This is a genomic window from Flavobacterium plantiphilum, assembly GCF_046000495.1.
Lineage (GTDB): Bacteria > Bacteroidota > Bacteroidia > Flavobacteriales > Flavobacteriaceae > Flavobacterium > Flavobacterium plantiphilum.
In genome coordinates this window covers 1-18,521 of the sequence record NZ_JBELQA010000006.1, presented here as the reverse complement: position 1 = coordinate 18,521, position 18,521 = coordinate 1, and the positions used below count along the sequence as shown (strand labels likewise).

The following is an 18,521-nucleotide window of genomic DNA, read 5'->3' as shown; positions in this document are numbered from 1 at the left end:
GAAAAAAGTATAAATTAGATTTTTTAAACAACCGAAATTTAATGCTATTAAAAATTATTTTTTAATAAATGAATTATAAATAAACCAATTAAAATGAATATAATGAAAAAAACACAATTGCAGCAATTGTTATTAATGTTAGTGCTGTTTTCTTTTATGGGAGCCAACAGTCAAAGTAAATCAAAGAATAATGCACCATTATTTTCGAATTTTACCTACCAAGGAGATGATCAGGTATATAAAGATAACCCCTTAAAATCGGATGAGTTTTATACTCCAATTTTGCAGGGTTGCTACCCAGATCCTGCCATTACCAGAAAAGGAGATGATTATTATATGGTGTGCTCTTCCTTTGCGATGTTTCCGGGAGTACCCGTTTTTCACTCTAAAGATTTAGTAAACTGGACAGATTTGGGTGGAGTATTAAATGATGTTACTCAATTTAATCCTCACGATACAGGTATTAGCGCAGGTGTTTATGCTCCTGGGATTACTTATAATCCTCACAATGATACTTTTTATATGATTGTAACCGCTTTTTCTGGAGGTTTGAACAATATTATTGTAAAAACTAAAGATCCTAAGAAAGGTTGGGGTAATCCTATAAAATTAGGATTTGGAGGAATAGATCCTTGTATCTTTTTCGATGATGATGGAAAAGGATATATTGTTCATAATGATGCACCGGATAATGGGAAAGAGCGTTACAATGGCCACCGTGTGATTAAAGTATGGGAATATGATGTTGAAAATGATAAGGTAATTCCGGGAACAGACAAAATTATTGTGGATGGAGGAGTAGATCCGGCTAAAAATCCAATTTGGATCGAAGCACCACATCTGTATAAAAAAGATGGAAAATATTTTTTAATGTGTGCTGAAGGTGGTACAGGAGGTAATCATACCGAAGTTATTTTTAAAAGTGATAGTCCAAAAGGGCCTTTCATTCCTGCTCCAAGCAATCCAATTTTGACTCAGCGTTTCTTTCCAAGAGACAGAGCCAATAAAGTTGATTGGGCTGGTCATGCGGATTTAGTAAAAGGACCTGGAGATAAATACTACGGAGTTTTCTTGGCAGTGAGACCAAATGAAAAAAACAGAGTCAACACAGGTCGTGAAACTTTTATTCTACCTGTAGATTGGTCTGGAGAATTTCCGGTTTTTGAAAATGGTTTAATTCCATTAGAGCCAAAATTAAAAATGCCAAAAGGAGTTAGCGAAAATAAAACAGGAAAAGAAGGATTCTTCCCTAATGGAAATTTTACATTCAATGATAATTTTACCGCAACTAAGTTAGATTATCGTTGGATTGGTCTAAGAGGACCCCGTGAAAAATTTATCACAACTTCGAAAAAAGGATTAACAATTAATCCATTTGATACTAATATTAAGGAAGTAAAACCAACTTCTACTTTGTTTTATCGTCAGCAGCATAATAGTTTTTCATTGACGACTACGATTGACTATAAGCCAAAATCAGATAAAGATTTGGCAGGTGTTGTGGCTTTGCAAAATGAAGCTTCTAATTATGTTTTTGGGATTACGATGAAAGACAAAGACTATTATGTGGTTTTACAAAAAAATCAAAAAACAAGAAGAGATGCTGAAGTAAACTCTACAATAGTTGGCAGTGCTAAAATAGATATCAAGAAACCAATACAATTACAAATAAAAGCCAAAGGTGACGAATACAACTTCAGTTATTCTCTTGATAGAGTTAATTTTGTTAATGTTGGCGGACCTGTTTCAGGAGATATTTTATCAACTGATGTGGCAGGTGGATTTACAGGTTGCTTGTTAGGATTGTATGCTACTTCAAACAATGATGCACACCCATAAATAAAGGAATATGTTTTATCTGTTAAGCTTGAATCAAGTTTAACAGATAAAACCTATATTCTAAAATGATTTAACTTCTATAAATATTGTTTAAATAATTATTACCTGAAAAAAACATAAAGCGTGCTTAGGTTTAATGTTGCTATATGTTTAATTTAATTGTTATATAAATACAGTTAAAATATTTTATTTTACTTTTTTTTATATTTTATATTAAAAAAAACAACACAATCGGTTGTTTTTATCTTTTTTTATTTTACATTTGTTTAACACTTACTCAAAAGACTGTGTTAAAATTATTTAGTGTTGTGCTAACACTTATTTTTTTAAAATAATTACACAACCGATTGTTTAAACAGGATTTGGATTTTAAAAATTTTTAAATAACCAACAATAAACTACTATTAACTAACCAAATAATAACCAAAAAGCCTATGGGATAAGTTTTCAAAAAGAAAACACCTTTTTATGTAACTAATATTCATATTTCTTTAGAAGATGTGAAGTAAGAGGAGGGTGTTTTATTTCAATTAAATCATGTACTGTGTTTTATTTTAGATTTAAGTCTCAAAGTATTATCAATTCGATTAAGCTTAAAGTAGAATAGTTTGTAAAGTATGTGATGTTTAATTTAAGTGTTAATTTTTAATAAATTAAAAAATGTCAAAATATTAATATGAAAATACAATTAATTAAGATTCCACGAAAAGGAAAGTTCGTGGTAATGGGAGTTTTATTTCAGTTTATGTATTCGAATGTATTATTGGCTAATGAAGGAAATACTTCTTTACCTTCTGTAGAAACTAATAAATCTCAAAAAACACAACAAATAATTATTACAGGAACTATAACATCGGCAGAAGATAAGATGCCAATTCCGGGTGTAACTGTATCTGTAAAGGGAAACCCTAAAATTGGTGTTGTAGCCGATTTTGATGGTAAATATAAAATTAGTGTACCATCATCAGATGCAATTTTAATTTTTTCTAGTATTGGTTTTACTACTATTGAGAAAAAATTAAGTGGGCAGTCTGTGATTAATGTAGTAATGACTTCAGATCAAACAGTATTAGAAGAGGTCGTTATTGTTGGTTACGGAACGCAAAAAAAGGAAAGCTTAGTTGCTGCTATTTCCCAAGTATCAGGAAAAACGTTAGAAAGAGCGGGTGGGGTTTCCAGTCTTGGTGCAGCCTTGACGGGTAATGCACCAGGTTTAGTGACTAATGCCAGTACAGGTATGCCAGGAGAAGAAGATCCTCGTATTGTAATACGTGGTTCAAGTTCGCCTAATGGATCAGATCCCCTTATTTTAGTTGATGGTATTGAGCGTCCAATGAATAGTGTTGATATCGGATCCGTTGAAACGGTTTCTGTATTAAAAGATGCTTCAGCTACTGCAGTTTATGGAAGTAGAGGGGCTAATGGGGTTATTCTTATTACTACTAAGAGAGGTAGTTTAGGAAAAGCTCAAATTCGTGCAAGAATTAACTCTACAATGAAGAGTCCTTCTCAATTGCCAAATAAGTTTGATGCTTATGACGCTTTAATGGTGAAAAATCAAGCTATCGAAAACGAGTTGTCTCTTTCTCCTGGAGCATGGAATAATTATTTACCTCAGGATATCATTGATAAGTACAGATTTCCGGCTAATCAAACCGAGAGAGAACGTTATCCAAATGTGGATTGGGCAAAAACTTTATTTAAGGATTTTGTGATGTCACACAATGCCAGTTTAAACGTAAGTGGTGGTACTGATTTCGTGAAATATTTCTCAAGTATCGATTATTTACATGAAGGTGATCTTTTTAGAAAGGTTGATAATAATAGAGGTTATGAAGGAGGTTATGGTTTTGACCGTATCAACGTAAGAACAAATTTAGATTTTACATTGAGTCCTACAACTACTTTTAAGGTAAGTTTATCAGGTTCTCATGGTGTTAGAAAAATGCCGGCAGCACGTTTAAATGAGTATACCATGTGGGATGCTGCCTATTCTACTGCACCAGATGTATTCCTGCCTTATTATGAGAGTGATGGTTCTTGGGGATATTTTGCACCTAATGAAGGTAAAGCCTCTAACTCCGTTCGCAGTTTAGCACTTAGTGGGGTTGAATATCAAACTACTACAAGGATTAATACGGATTTCAGTTTGACACAAAATTTAGATAAACTAATAAAAGGACTTTCTATAACAGGTACAATTGCTTTTGATAATAGTTTTCGTGAAGTTTCCAGAGGTGTTAATGATATTAATAACAATACTCAGGAAAAATGGATTGATCCAGCAACTGGTCTTGCAATTTTCAAAAGACCATTTGATGCAAATAATAGATTTGATTTTCAAGATGGTGTCAGATGGACACCTAATGCTGGGAATGTTGATAACAATCAAACTTTTAGAAGATTGTTTTATCAAGGACAGTTAAATTATAATACAACAATAAATGATGATCACAACATAGCAATTACAGCTTTGGTAAATCGTAACGAATTTACACAGGGGTCACAAATTCCGAGTTATCGTGAGGATTGGGTTTTCCGTACTGCTTATGATTACAGAGGCAAGTATTTTATTGAATACAATGGAGCTTACAATGGTTCAGAAAAATTTGGTGTAGGGAATCGTTTTGGTTTCTTTTCTTCAGGTGGATTGAGCTGGATTATCAGTAAGGAGAATTTTATGAAAAAAACAAGTTCCTTTATTGATTTATTAAAGTTAAGAGCTAATTACGGTGAAGTTGGTGATGACTCTGCCGGAGCAAGGTTTGCATATCAATCCCTGTGGGGGTTAGGAGGTCAGTCTCAATTAGGTACACTTGGCGAAGGTGGCGAATTAAGTCCTTATGTATGGTACACGGAAAATTCAGTAGGGAATCCTAATGTGAAATGGGAAAAAGTGGTTAAATCTAATTTTGGTCTTGATTTTGGTTTTTTCAAAGGCTTCTTAAAAGGTTCTGTTGATGTATTCCAGGATGAACGTTCAGATATTTTGGTAAATGGTGTTAATAGAGCGATTCCTTCTTACTATGGTGCTTCTTCACCTCCTGCGGCTAACCTTGGTATAGTGAGAAATAGAGGTTATGAAATTGAGATAAAACTAAATCATACTTTTGCTAATGGCTTGAATCTATGGTCAGATTTAAATATGACTCATGCTAAGAGTGATGTTATAGAATTAGATGACCCGAAACTTTTACCAGATTACCAGAAGCGAGTGGGAAGACCATTAGGTCAAGCTTATTCTCATGTAGCTCAAGGTTATTATAATACCTGGGATGATTTGTATGCTAGTACAATACACGATCAGAACGACGCCCAAAAGTTACCAGGTAATTATAATCTTATTGATTACAATGGTGATGGAATTATCAACACTTTTGATAACATACCATTTGGATATTCCGGAGTACCTCAAAATACTTATAATGCAAATGTGGGGCTAAATTGGAAAAACTTTAGTGTTTTTGTTCAGTTTTATGGGGTAAATAATGTGACCAGACAAGTGGTTTTAGGCAGTTTAGTTTCACAAAATACAGTAGTTTATGATCAAGGGACACTTTGGAATAAAGACAATATAAATGCTGATGTTCCTATGCCACGATGGTTGTCAACTCCTAGTCCATATAATAATGCCCAACGTTACATGTACGATGGTTCGTATATAAGATTTAAAAATGCTGAAATAGCATACACTTTTGATAATTCGAGCTCCTTTGTAAAATCTTTAGGAATACAAAGTGTAAGAGTATTTGTCAACGGTGACAACTTATATATTTGGTCTAAAATGCCAGATGACAGAGAGAGTAATTTTGCTGGAACCGGATGGGCATCACAGGGCGCTTATCCTACCGTGAAACGATATAATGTAGGTGCTAATATTATTTTTTAAATTTTAGAATTATGAAAAAATATTTTAAATCAATAGTAAAGTATAGTTTTTTATTTAGTATAGTTTTTTCTGCTAGTTCTTGTGAAGACTATTTGGATATAACACAAGAAGCTGTTGTTTCAGAAACTGCAGCTTTTGAAAATTTTACCAGATTTCAGGGTTTTACTGAAGAGTTGTATATGTGCATTCCAGATTTCACTAATGCCTATTGGACTAATTCATGGAATTGGGGTGAGGATGAGATTCAATCCACGGCTCGTGATTTTCACTTTGTAGTAAAAATTGATAATGGAAATTTTTTAGGTTGGCAATCTGAAAACGATGGTTGGCAAGCTGGCTGGATGAATAGAAATAGGAATAACATGAGAACTAGCGGAGATCGGTTCCAAAAAGATCTTTGGACTTTGGGTTGGTATGGTATTCGTAAAGCCAATTTGGGATTAGCTAATATCGATCTTTTAGAAGAAGCTACTCAGGAAGAAAAAAATTTGATAAAAGGACAGTTGCTTTTCTTTAGAGGCTGGTTTCATTTCCAGTTTATGCAATATTTTGGAGGTTTACCTTATATCGATAAAGTGATTCCCGGAGATGCACCAATACAATTGCCAAGATTATCTTATGCAGAATGTGCGGAGAAAGCAGCAGCAGATTTTAGGGCAGCAGCAGATTTGTTACCTGCTGATTGGGATAATACAGTTACAGGTAAAAGAACCGAAACAAAAAATGCATTACGTATTAATAAAATAATGGCTTTAGGTTACCTTGGTAAAAACTATTTATGGGCGGGTAGTCCATTGATGAATAAAGTTTCTACAGGTAGTGAATCGTATAATGCTGAATTTTGTAAGAAGGCCAGTGAGGCATTTGCTGAGTTATTGAATATTACGGAATCAGGAGGTTCTAAACATGCTTTGTTGCCATTTGCAAAATACAGTGACAATTTTTATACAACTGGTCAAAACTGGGCTATACCAGGTGGAACTGAAGCTATTTTTAGAGGTCCTTATTTAGGAGCACACAGTTCCACTTATGGTACTGCAAAACAATACCAGCCTGCACCAATTTTAACTGATGGGGATGTGAAATTCTTACCAACTGCAAATTATGTTGACAACTATGGTATGGCTAATGGTTTGCCAATTGAAAATCCAACACAAGCTGATCCAGTATCAGGATATGATCCTTCTTATCCATGGAAAAACCGTGACCCGCGTTTTTATAATGATATAATTTATGATGGGGTAAAAATGGTAAGTGGTACAATGCCTGCCGGAAGTGTATCAGATCGTTATGCTAATTTGTTTTCAGGTGGAAGCTACAGAAATATTAGTACTGGTAGCCGTACAGGTTATCTATTGTACAAATTTATTCCTATTACAGCTAATTTGTATGATGGTGGATATAATTATGGTAATAATCTAAATATTCACCTTCCATGGATGCGTTTGTCTGATATTTATTTGATGTATGCTGAGGCTACTGCTGTTGCTTACAATTCACCTACTGCTAAAGATCCATCTTATAATAAAACAGCTGTTGATGCTATTAACTTTGTAAGAGACAGAGCAGGAGTAGGTCATGTTGCAAATAAATTTATCGGTTCAGTTGATGCTTTTATGCCAGAGTTACGCAGAGAACGTGCTGTAGAACTGGCTTTTGAAGGACATCGTTTTAATGATTTACGTCGTTGGATGTTATTGATTAAAAGTCCTTATACATTGAAAAAATCACTTGAGTTTGATCGTGACGCTTCATTTAATCCAGCTACGCCAAAGACGAATAAGGTGAATAACCTAAGACAAGTAACTATTTTGGAAAGAAACTTTTCAGAAAAGCACTATTGGTTGCCATTAAAAAATGCTGATGTGAGTATGTATCTTGAGTTTCCTCAAAATCCAGGTTGGTAATACTTACAATCATTTTAAAATTTATAAATACAAATTAGAAAATAATGAGATATATACAGCTAAGAATAGTGTTATGTTTTTTAATTATTGCTTTTTTTCCTAAGATATCATTGGCTCAAGTTAGTAATGTTGAAGTTAATGGTATCGTGAAGACTGCAGAAGGAAAGCCTATTGATGGTGCTTCTCTTGTAGACGAGAAAGACAATATATTATCGACTACCGACCCGAGTGGTAAGTTTTCGATGAATGTTCCTATGGGGGCAAAATTATCAGTTGTTGCCAAAGGGTTTGGTACTAAATCATTTTCGGTTAACAGTAATTCAAGTGATTATAGTATTTCTTTACTAAAAGACAATGCTGTACAAGTTGCTTTCAAGAAAGTACAGGAAAGAGACCTTTCTAGTGGAATTTCTTTTGTTAATGTACAGGATATTTTAAATAAAGGTTATTCCACATATAGTTTGGATGGAATGCAGTCTTTAGTAGGAGGTTTTAATTACAACATTTGGGGACAAGGTGGATATTTAGTCCTAGTTGATGGTTTTCTTCGTGAGCCAGGTTCTATTTTGCCTGTTGAAATTGATCAAATTACTTTTTTAAAAGGAGCCAATGCAGTTGCTTTGTATGGTAGTAGAGCTGCTCAGGGTGTGGTATATATTACTTCTAAAAGAGGTTCTGTGCAAAAACAGCAAATTAGTGTTCGTGCTAATGCTGGGATTGATGTACCAAAACGATTTGCTAAGTATCTGGGATCAGCTGAGTATATGACTTATTACAATCAGGCATTGGTTAATGATGGTCTTGCACCTTTGTACAATGATGAAACAATATATAATCACGCGTTTGGTAATGAATTTCGTTATCCTAATGTTGATTACTATTCCTCTAAGTACTTAAAAAACTTTTCAAATCGTTATGATGCTAACATTGAAATAAAAGGTGGAAGCCCAGTTGCTCAGTATTATACGGTTGTTAATTTTTCTAACAATAATGATCTTTTAAACTTTGGTGAAGCCAAAAACAATCAGACAACTCGCTTTAATGTCAGAGGGAATGTTGATGTGGCGATTAACGATTTCATCACCGCAAAACTGGGTGTTAATGCTATTTATTCTAATTCTCGGGGCGTAAATGCAGATTATTGGGGTGGTGCTGCTACTTTGAGACCATTTCGTTATACTCCTTTAATACCTATCGATCTTATTGAAGCTTCTGATGCTGCAACTCAATTGCAAATTAAAAATAGTAAGAATGTAATTGATGGAATGTATTTATTAGGTGGCAATCAATTAGAGACAACTAATCCAATTGGATCAATTTATGCAGGAGGTAGTAGTAATTTTGTAAGTCGTCAATTTCAATTCAATACAGGTATCGATGCTAATTTGAACAGTTTATTGAAAGGTTTGACATCACATACTAATTTCGGTATTGACTATGATACGCAATACACGACTTCTTATAATGATACCTATGCTGTTTATCAACCTACATGGAACACTTTTGCAGGGTTTGATCAAATCACTTCATTGTCAAAAATTAATGATGATGCTAGTAATGGCAGACAGAATGTAGGTAATAGTTTTTACAGACAAACACTTACTTTCTCCACTAATCTTGATTACAAAAAGCAAGTAGACAAAAATAATTTTGGTGCGATGTTTCTTGTCAACGGTTATCAACGTTCAACTTCTGCAGTTTATCACAAGGAAAGTAATGCCAATTTAGGTTTAAATCTTTCCTACAATTATGATAGCAGATACTATGTTGATTTCAACGAAGCCTTGGTACATTCAGCAAGATTTGCTAAATCTAAAAGAATGATGTCCTCACCAACTTTGTCTTTAGGATGGAGGCTAAGTGAAGAAAACTTTCTTAAAAACTGGAAGTCTTTAGATAATCTAAAAATTACTGTTTCTGCGGGTATTTTACATACTGACATTAGTGCTTCAAACTATTATCTTTATGAAACTGTTTATTCTCAAACAGATGGACAATGGTTTAGCTGGAGAGATGGTGCTTTAGAGAGAAGTACAGACATTAGAAGAGGGGAAAATTTAGATCTTACATTTGCACAAAGACGTGAGATTAATGCAGGTTTAGAAGCATCATTCTTTAATAGAATGATTACCTTCAATGGAAGTTTTTATGCCAATAGAATGAAGGGAAATATTACACAAGCAAATGCTTTGTATCCAAATTATTTTGTCACTGGTTTTCCTAATAGTTCATTGCTTCCTTATATTAATTTCAATAATGACGATCGTATAGGTTTAGATTTTAATATTAATTTTAATAAAAAAGTAGGTACAGTTGATTTATCGTTAGGAGTTACTGGAAATTACTATAATTCTACGGCATCACAAAGGGCTGAAATATTGGAAGATGATTATCAGTATAGAGAAGGGAAGCCTCTGGATGCCATTTTCGGTTTAAAAAATCTAGGTTTTTACACCGATCAAGCTGATATCACTAATAGCCCAACTTCTGCTTTTGGTACTGTAAAACCTGGTGATATTAAATATCAGGATCAAAATGGTGATGGAGTAATCAATCAGCAGGATGAAGTTTATTTAGGAAAAGCTGGTTTTAATGGCTCACCTTTCTTTGGAGGTATTAATTTCACTGTTAAATGGAAAAACTTTACATTATTTGCTATGGCTACGGGCCAAGTTGGTGCTTATGCCTTGAAAAATCAGAGTGCATATTATAACATTGATGGTATTGACAAGTATTCTGTGAATGTGAGAAACAGTTGGACAGTTGAAAATCAGGCTACAGCAACTTTCCCAAGATTGACAACACTTACTTCTGATAATAACTATCGCAATTCTGATTTCTGGTTGTATAGTACTAACAGATTTGATCTTTCCAGAGTTCAATTTACTTACGATTTCCCAAAACGTATTTTACAGAGTTCTTTTGTGAATGAGTTAAGCGCTTATATTAATGGAGCCAACCTATTGACGATATCTCAAGAACGTGAATTGATGGAATTAAACATAGGTGGAGCTCCACAAACTAGGTTTTTTAATTTAGGCTTGAAAGCTTCCTTTTAATTAGAAATCATTATAAAATTAAATGATATGAATAAATTATTTTTAATACTAATCGCTTTTACTCTAACTTTTACTAGTTGTGATGATTTGATTGAACCAAATATTGCTAACAATAGAAATCTTGAAGATATGTATGAAGATGCATTATTTGCTCAGGGAATTCTCTTGAATGGGTACACTCGTTTGCCTACAAATGGATGGACTTTTAATGACGTAGCAACAGATGATGCTGTCTCTAATGATTTGCAGAACAATTACAGAAGATCAGCAACTGGTCAATGGGACTCTAATTTTAATCCTTTTGACCAATGGACAAATTCAAAAGCAGCAATTCAATATTTGAATATTTTTATTGCTGAGGCTGACAAGGTAATCTGGACTAGAGATGAAGGTGCTCGATTGTTATTTGCACAACGATTAAAAGGAGAAGCTTACGGTCTACGTGCTTTATATATGTATTATCTTTTACAGGCTCATGCGGGAGTGACTGATAATAATGAACTATTAGGTGTTCCAATTTTATTAGAACCAGAATCAGCTTCATCCAATTTTAATATTCCACGTAACACATTTCAGCAATGTTTAGCTCAAATATACAGTGATATTGAAAAGGCGAGTGCTATGCTTCCATTGGATTATGAGACTGCTACTACTTTACCTCCAGGTTTTACAAATTTAAGTGATTATAATCGTGTATTTGATAATCAGGCAAGGCAGCGTGTCAGTAAAAGAATAGTGATGTTCTTGAAAGCGCAAGTAGCATTACTTGCTGCAAGTCCGGCTTTTAATAATGGTAATCAAACGGCTTGGGTAGATGCTGCTAATTATGCTGGTGAATTACTTACCCTAAACGGTGGTGTTGCAGGAATAGATCCTAATGGTTTGACCTGGTATCGAAATGCAGAAATTGAAACTTTAGGTTCAGGAGTTAACTCTAAAGAGGTAGTTTGGAGAGGAGATATTGCTAACAGTAATAACTTAGAATTAGATCATTATCCACCATCACTTTTTGGTAGTGGTCGTCTAAATCCAACTCAAAATTTAGTAGATGCTTTTCCTGCATCTAATGGTTACCCAATTTCTCATCCTTTGAGTAATTACAACGCTTCAAATCCATATACAAACCGTGATTCACGTTTAAATCATTTTATTTTAGTTAATGGTCAGACCGCTGGTGTATCAGGAAGTGTAATTTCAACAGCAAGTAATAGTACAACTGTTGATGGCTTAAACAAAGTAGAGACTAGTACTCGTACGGGGTATTATATGAAAAAACTACTTAGACAGGATATCAACTTAAATCCGCAAACAAGGACTCAACAGAGACATTACAGACCTCGTATGCGTTACACGGAATTGTATTTAATTTATGCAGAGGCAGCTAATGAAGCTTGGGGACCTCAGGGAACTTCTAATTTTGGATTCTCTGCATATGATGTGATTGCTGCTTTGAGAAAAAGAGCTGGAATTACAACAGACAATTATTTAGAGTCAATTAAGAATGACAAAGATGCTATGCGTAATTTAATTAGAAATGAACGTCGTTTAGAATTGTGTTTTGAAGGTTTCCGTTTTTGGGACTTAAGAAGATGGAAAGCAAACTTGACTGAACCTGCAAAAGGTGTTAATATTCAGGTTACAACCGGATCACCAACTTATACATTACTTCCTGAAGTAGAGAAAAGAGTATTCACTCCAGATATGATTTATGGTCCAATTCCATATTTTGAAACATTAAAATTTACTGCTTTGATTCAAAACAAAGGCTGGAGATAGAGATCCATTACTTTGTAATTTATTTAATATAATATATAAAAAATGAAAAATAAAATATTTTCAGTTTTAGTCATTTTATTGGTTTCCTTATCTTCATGTACTAATCAAGATACTGATTTTAATAATTTTGACTATAAGTCAGTCTATTTTGCCTATCAATTTCCTGTCAGAACCATAACTTTGGGTGAAGATATTTTTGATACTACTTTAGACAATGATTATAAATGTAGAATTATGGCTACACTAGGTGGAGTCTATGATAACGATAAAAATGTTACTATTGATGTTGAAGTGGCTAATCCACTAACTTCAGGTTTATTGTTTAGAGCAGGAGGGGATCCAATAGTTGCTATGCCGAGTAATTATTATTCTTTACTTTCAAATAAAATTGTAATTTCTAAAGGTCAGGTGACCGGAGGTGTTGATGTACAGCTTACGGATGCATTTTTTGCAGACCCATTATCAGTTAAGCAAACTTATGTAATCCCTTTGTTAATGACTAATGTAGTAAATGCAGATACAATTTTGTCAGGGACTCAGCTAGTTTCAAATCCTAACAGAGCCATTACTGGTCAATGGTCTGTTGCTCCAAAGGATTTTATTTTTTATGCTATAAAATATATTAATCCCTGGGATGGTTTTTATTTAAGAAGAGGAGTTGACGTTTATACAAACAGTACTAACACTTCTCAAAACAGAACAGATAAAAGACATCAGCAATATGTTGAGCAAGACCAAGTATTCAAAATAAACACACTTTCATTATCTACGATTGATTTCCCAGTTACTTACAAGGATGCATCCGGAAATAACATGAATTTGAATTTGGTATTGACTATTGACAAAACTACAGGAGATATTAGTGTTTCTTCTTCTAATCCTACTTCGTATTCAGCTACAGGAACAGGAAAATTTGTTAAACGCGGAGAGAAAAATAGTTGGGGTGCTAAGGATCGAGATGCACTTTACTTAAAGTACAACGTAAACTATGGTAATTTTAATATTACTACTACGGATACTCTGGTTTTAAGAAATAGAGGGGTTAAAGCTGAAGTATTTACTCCAGAGCTTAATTAATTTGTTTTGATAATTACATCAACAATTAAAACTATTAAAAATGAAAAATATATTTAAATTTTTATCAATTTCAGCTTTACTATTTTTATTAGCATCCTGTACTGAATCACATACGCTGCCTTTCGAAGTTGAAAAGCCATTGAGTATTGCAGATCAGGAAATAATAAATGCTTATTCCGATTTAAAGTCTTATGTAGACAGGCAGCTAAATCCTAGTTTTAAATTAGGAGCGGGTATTACTTTAACAGACTATACAAGCAAATCAGTAATGTATAGATTAGTTAACAGTAATTTTGACGAGGTTACTATGGGGTATGAAATGAAACATGGTGCTGTTGTACAGGCTGATGGAACTCTAAAACTTGATAATATTCAAGATCTTCTTGAAACAGCAGCTGCTGCAAATGTTTCCGTTTTTGGACATACCCTTTGTTGGCATGCCAATCAAAATGCTGCTTATTTAAAAAAGTTAATTGCTCCAGATGTACTCTCATCAACAGGTCCTGGTTGGGATTTGGTAACAGAGAATGATTTTGAGACAACAAATAGTGCAAATTTTCAGGTTAATTCAGGTTTAACGGTTAGTTACACTGCAGTTGGTCAAGGATCAAATGGTTCAGGAAAAGCACTCAAATTAACAAATGAAAGTGTTCGTACTAATGAATGGGATGCGCAGCTATACGTAAAGTTTTCTCCAGGAGTAAAAGTAGGCGAGAAGTACAAGCTTACTCTTGATGTACGTGCTGATGTAACGGCTTCTTCTCCGACACAGGCACAATTAAATCCTGGAGGATACAGACATTGGGATTTCTTTGGAGCTGTTCCTTACACCACTACGTGGGCTCCTTATGTCAAAGAAATTACGGTTACAGAACAAATGGTTGACTGTAATACTATTGCATTTAATCTTGGAAAAACGGCTAGTAGTTTTTACTATGATAATCTAAAAATAGAAAGATATAACGCTACAGGTAGTGTTCAAACATTAGAGAAAACACCAGAACAAAAGAAGGTAATAATAGGTGAGGCATTAGATAGTTGGATTTCTGGAATGCTTACTGTTTGTGCTCCTTATGTAAAAGCCTGGGACGTTGTTAATGAACCAATGGATGATGCAAATCCTTATGAATTGAAAACGGGAGTAGGCAAAACCAATATGGCTGGGGATGAATTTTACTGGCAGGATTATTTAGGTAAAGATTATGCAGTAGAAGCTTTTAGACTTGCAAGAAAGTATGGCAATTCAACTGATAAATTATTTGTAAATGATTACAATTTAGAGTATAATATTGATAAATGTAAGGGTCTTATTCAGTATGTTAATTATATAGAAAGTAAAGGTCAGGTGGTTGATGGTATAGGAACGCAGATGCATATTAATATTCATTCCGATAAAGATAAAATAGAGACTATGTTTCAGTTACTTGCAGCTACCGGAAAACTTATTAAAGTTTCTGAACTTGATGTGGCAGCAGGTCTTAGTCCAACTGCTTTTGATCTTCAATTGCAAGCCGATATGTACAAGTTTATTGTGGACAAGTATATGCAATATATTCCGGTAAATCAAAGATATGGAATTACAGTTTGGGGAATAACGGACAGCCCCGCAAGTTCGTCTTGGTTGCCAGGACAAAATCAGGGAATATTTAATCAGGTATTTACCCGTAAGCCTTCATATGCTTCATTTGCAGAAGGTCTCAAATCGTTATAGTAATATAGTTGATAATACTTTCAATTATTTAAAATCAATCTTAAATATCAAGTTTGAGTCTTCCCTTTGGTCGTATTTATTTTTAACTACGTCCAAAGGGTTTTTAATTTTAAAATTAATCCAAATGAAATTATATAAAATTTTGAGTATCCAATTTGCTTTTTTACTCTTTTTTTCTTGTTCAAAAGACGATACTCCTAAAACATCAAGTCCTAAAGATGATACACCTCCGGCTGAAGAAACAATCAGCTGGCCATTAAGTACACCTAAATTAAAAGTAGTTGGCAAATATCTGAAAGATCCTTGTGGCAATATTGTTAAGTTACATGGTGTAGCTATGACACCAAGCCCTTGGTTTAATGGAGGAGCTGTAGAGGAGTGGCGTTGGAATAATTATGACGTAGCAGGATGTTTGACTTACAACAAAGCGGTAATGAATAAATTATCGGATGCAAAGCAAGGTTGGTATCTCAATTATGTGCGTTTGCATATAGATCCTTATTGGACAAATAATCCAGGTGTTTCAGGCATTCAGGAAAATGATATATCCCAGTTTAATTTTGAAAGATTTAAGTCGGCTATTGATAATGTTATTCTACCGCTTATTACTTATGCAAAATCCAAGGGAATGTACATTATTTTAAGACCTCCGGGGGTATGCCCTGAAGAGATTGCTGTTGGCGATGCTTATCACGATTATTTAAAATTAGTTTGGGATTATATATCGAAACATTCTTCTTTAAAAAATTCAGATCATGTGATGTTTGAATTAGCAAATGAACCTATAAGAGTTAAACTTCCTGATAATTCGGTAGGAGCAAATACTCAGGCACATTTTGACCAATTAAAATTATTTTTTCAGCCCATTGTTAATATGATTAGAGCTAATGGAGCCAATAATATTCTTTGGATTCCAGGTTCAGGGTGGCAATCGCAATATAAGGGCTATGCTGTGAATCCTATTGAAGGAGAAAATATTGGTTATGCTGTACATATTTATCCAGGTTATTGGGGATTATACAACGGATCTACTTGGAAAGGTCAAACTGTTGAAGTTTTTCAAGGTGGTCGTAATGGAGCTCCATTACAGTATGCTACAAAGACAAGTTATTACCTTAAAAAGTATATGGATGAATCAATTAATCTACAGGCTCCTAATGTTACAAGTAAAGAGCATACTTGGGTATTGTTCCGTTATGCAGAAGTATTATTGAATTATGCGGAAGCTATGAATGAAATTTATGGTCCAGATAATGGGGTTCTTTTACATTAACTGCAAGACAAGCTATAAATATAGTTCGTTCTAGAGCTACTATGCCATCTTTCCCACTAGGAATGACAAGAGATGATTTCCGTACTAAACTTAGAAATGAAAGACGTGTAGAATTAGCGTTTGAAGAACATAGATTTTGGGATGTTCGTCGTTGGAAAATTGGCGAAGAGACTAAAGATATTTACAAAATGAATGTTCAACAAACTCAAACAGGATTCTCATTCACTAAAGAACTTTTAACTACAAGACCTTTTGATCAAAAGATGTATTTATATCCAATTCCTTTTACGGAAACAGTTATAAATCCTAACTTGACACAAAATCCTGATTGGTAGATTGCTAAAAGGAATAAAAAAATATGCAAATAGCGTTATTGTTTTTTTAATTGAAATAAGAATAAAACCTTTTACTTTCAAAAAAAAAAAAAATAATAACGCTATTTCGTATAAATGAATTCTAAAAAGTAACATCCTTAGTGTTCAAAATTCGGAAGAAAATATATGTTTTCTTCCGAATTTTGGATTACTAAGTAATATGTCTATATTCAAAATACTAATGATAAAAGTAATTAAACAAATATCCATTTTCCTATCATTAGGACTAAAGCTTTACTTAAATAATCTTTTTCGATTTCAATATTAAGAAATATTAGTTAATTTATATACATAGATATAAAGTTCCTTAGTCAGCTGTAAAGCCTAAAAAAGGGAGGAACTTTAACCTTGTATCTTCTTGGTGTTTTTTTTACTTTTTTAAGAGTAGTTAAATATTAAAGCGCGGTAATAATAAATTCGCTTCTGCGATTCATTTGATGTTCTTCTTCCGTACATGTTACATTGTCGGCACATCTGTTTACCAGCTGACTCTCGCCATACCCTTTTCCGGTTAATCTATCGGGATTTATGCCGTTTTTAACTAGCCAGCTAATGGTCGATTTAGCTCTTCTGTCAGACAAAGCTTCGTTGTATTTGAAAGAAGCACGACTATCGGTATGTGAACGGATATCTAATTTCATAGCTGGATATTGGTTTAAAACATCTAATATTTTTTCTAAATCCAAAGCTGCTTCCGTTCTGATATTAGATTTGTCTAAGTCAAAATAGATGTTTTGAATACCAAAACATTTTCCTAAATCATCTCCGATAGTTACTTTACACTGGTCTTTTTCCAGCGCTATAGGCAGGTATGTTTTTCCGTTTTCTTTAGCAATAGTAACTTGTTTTTCATTGGTATTGTAATTTTCTTTTTCGGCTCTAACGGTGTACATTTTGCTGCATTCTACTAAAAAAGTGTACGCTCCGTTTTGATCCGCATTAGTTGTTTTTAATACATTCATTTTGTTATCAAACAACGTCACTTTCGCATTTGGTAGGGCTATTTTAGAATCCACATCGGTAATTTCACCATATAATTCCTGTTCACAAATCAGTCTTTTAGTTTCCAGAAATTTGTAAATATCATCATATCCCAATCCGCCATCTCTATTAGAAGATAGAAAGCCTCTTCTGGATTTACTGTCAATGATATAAGCAAAATCATCTTTAGGCGAATTAGCATCCATTCCTATATTTTGTACTTTATTCAAAGAACCATCTTCATTAATTTTAGTCATAAAAATGTCTAAACCTCCCACACCGGGATGTCCGTCAGAGGCAAAGTAGAGTTCGTTATCCTGACTTACAAAAGGAAAGGTTTCTCTGCCTTCGGTATTTAAAGAAGGGCCTAAATTTACAGGAGTTCCAAAGGAACCATCCTCATTAATCTGTACTTTAAAGATATCCGACATTCCTAATGTTCCGGGCATGTCAGAAGCGAAGTATAAGGTTTTTTCATCAGGACTCAGCGTAGGGTGTGCCGTGCTGAAACTGTCACTGGTGAAAGAAAGCGCCTGAATATTAGTCCAGTTTTCTCCTTCTAAAGTAGCTTTGTATAATTTTACTAATGTAATTCCGTTTTCGTTTTTACCTTTTTTACCATTAACATAATTGTT

General features: G+C 33.8%; 10 protein-coding genes. 9 read left to right on the top strand and 1 reads right to left on the bottom strand.

The window, feature by feature from the left end:
• Nucleotides 1-102 precede the first annotated feature (102 nt).
• From ABS764_RS11065 to ABS764_RS11025, 9 genes are all read left to right on the top strand, one after another.
• Nucleotides 103-1,839: a glycoside hydrolase family 43 protein gene (locus tag ABS764_RS11065; protein ID WP_408081862.1), complete on the top strand. Its 1,737-nt coding sequence runs from the start codon at nucleotides 103-105 to the stop codon at nucleotides 1,837-1,839.
• 676 nt (nucleotides 1,840-2,515) lie between these two features.
• Nucleotides 2,516-5,728, top strand: coding sequence for a SusC/RagA family TonB-linked outer membrane protein (locus tag ABS764_RS11060; protein ID WP_408081861.1), 3,213 nt, complete (start codon nucleotides 2,516-2,518; stop codon nucleotides 5,726-5,728).
• Nucleotides 5,729-5,739: 11 nt separating this feature from the next.
• Entirely contained in the window at nucleotides 5,740-7,635 is a 1,896-nt protein-coding gene (locus tag ABS764_RS11055; protein ID WP_408081860.1) for a RagB/SusD family nutrient uptake outer membrane protein, read from the top strand.
• A 44-nt stretch (nucleotides 7,636-7,679) separates the two neighbouring features.
• Complete coding sequence (locus ABS764_RS11050; RefSeq protein ID WP_408081859.1) at nucleotides 7,680-10,694, top strand: SusC/RagA family TonB-linked outer membrane protein; 3,015 nt, start codon at nucleotides 7,680-7,682, stop codon at nucleotides 10,692-10,694.
• Nucleotides 10,695-10,721: 27 nt separating this feature from the next.
• Nucleotides 10,722-12,470 carry a RagB/SusD family nutrient uptake outer membrane protein gene (locus ABS764_RS11045; RefSeq protein ID WP_408081858.1) on the top strand — a complete coding sequence of 583 codons (1,749 nt, stop codon included), beginning with the start codon at nucleotides 10,722-10,724 and terminating at the stop codon, nucleotides 12,468-12,470.
• Nucleotides 12,471-12,512: 42 nt separating this feature from the next.
• On the top strand, nucleotides 12,513-13,547 hold the full coding sequence (locus tag ABS764_RS11040) for a DUF5627 domain-containing protein (RefSeq protein ID WP_408081857.1): 1,035 nt from the start codon (nucleotides 12,513-12,515) through the stop codon (nucleotides 13,545-13,547).
• 40 nt (nucleotides 13,548-13,587) lie between these two features.
• Nucleotides 13,588-15,258, top strand: a complete 1,671-nt coding sequence (locus ABS764_RS11035; RefSeq protein ID WP_408081856.1) for an endo-1,4-beta-xylanase — start codon at nucleotides 13,588-13,590, stop codon at nucleotides 15,256-15,258.
• A 124-nt stretch (nucleotides 15,259-15,382) separates the two neighbouring features.
• The gene (locus tag ABS764_RS11030) at nucleotides 15,383-16,531 is read left to right on the top strand and encodes a cellulase family glycosylhydrolase (RefSeq protein WP_408081855.1); all 1,149 of its coding nucleotides are present in this window, start codon (nucleotides 15,383-15,385) and stop codon (nucleotides 16,529-16,531) included.
• Between the two features lie 14 nt (nucleotides 16,532-16,545).
• On the top strand, nucleotides 16,546-16,866 hold the full coding sequence (locus tag ABS764_RS11025) for a RagB/SusD family nutrient uptake outer membrane protein (RefSeq protein WP_408082129.1): 321 nt from the start codon (nucleotides 16,546-16,548) through the stop codon (nucleotides 16,864-16,866).
• Nucleotides 16,867-17,300: 434 nt separating this feature from the next.
• Here the strand turns inward: ABS764_RS11025 and ABS764_RS11020 are convergent.
• The coding region (locus ABS764_RS11020) for an OmpA family protein (RefSeq protein WP_408081854.1) at nucleotides 17,301-18,521 on the bottom strand (1,221 nt) is incomplete at its 5' end.

Bases quoted from the DNA above. Each gene is read 5' to 3' on its own strand.
- ABS764_RS11055 (WP_408081860.1), top strand. From the start codon at position 5,740: ATGAAAAAATATTTTAAATCAATAGTAAAGTATAGTTTTTTATTTAGT.
- ABS764_RS11060 (WP_408081861.1), top strand. From the start codon at position 2,516: ATGAAAATACAATTAATTAAGATTCCACGAAAAGGAAAGTTCGTGGTA.
- ABS764_RS11050 (WP_408081859.1), top strand. From the start codon at position 7,680: ATGAGATATATACAGCTAAGAATAGTGTTATGTTTTTTAATTATTGCT.
- ABS764_RS11035 (WP_408081856.1), top strand. From the start codon at position 13,588: ATGAAAAATATATTTAAATTTTTATCAATTTCAGCTTTACTATTTTTA.
- ABS764_RS11065 (WP_408081862.1), top strand. From the start codon at position 103: ATGAAAAAAACACAATTGCAGCAATTGTTATTAATGTTAGTGCTGTTT.
- ABS764_RS11045 (WP_408081858.1), top strand. From the start codon at position 10,722: ATGAATAAATTATTTTTAATACTAATCGCTTTTACTCTAACTTTTACT.
- ABS764_RS11030 (WP_408081855.1), top strand. From the start codon at position 15,383: ATGAAATTATATAAAATTTTGAGTATCCAATTTGCTTTTTTACTCTTT.
- ABS764_RS11040 (WP_408081857.1), top strand. From the start codon at position 12,513: ATGAAAAATAAAATATTTTCAGTTTTAGTCATTTTATTGGTTTCCTTA.